This window comes from Nocardia sp. TBRC8007, assembly GCF_056629435.1.
Genome location: NZ_JBWSOR010000195.1, coordinates 1 through 337 on the forward strand (window position 1 = coordinate 1; position 337 = coordinate 337).

Here is a 337-nt window from a genome sequence, read left to right on the forward strand (position 1 = left end):
AGCCTCTCGTCCGCTCGACCGGAAAGACCCGTCCGTGACCCACCGTAACGCCCCACTTTCTGTCGAAGGCCGCCGCCGTCTGGTGCAGCGCTGCCGACATCGTCCGATCGCCCACGTCGCCGCCGAGATGGGCATCTCACGCCAATGCGCCTCGAAATGGGTCAACCGACATCGCCGGTTCGGCGAGTTGGGCCTGGCCGACCGGTCCAGCACGCCACATCATCAACCGACCGCCACATCAGCGGAGGTGACGAGCCGGATCGAGAAAATGCGGCGGGACAAGAAGTGGTCAGCACGCCGCATCGCCCATGAACTACGTTGCGATAGTGTTGATATC

General features: G+C 63.8%; 1 protein-coding gene. It reads left to right on the forward strand.

All coding sequences use genetic code 11. The features are described from left to right. Nucleotides 1-34 precede the first annotated feature (34 nt). Nucleotides 35-337: helix-turn-helix domain-containing protein (locus ACX4ZE_RS23265; protein ID WP_480275604.1), on the forward strand; the 303-nt coding region annotated here is incomplete at its 3' end.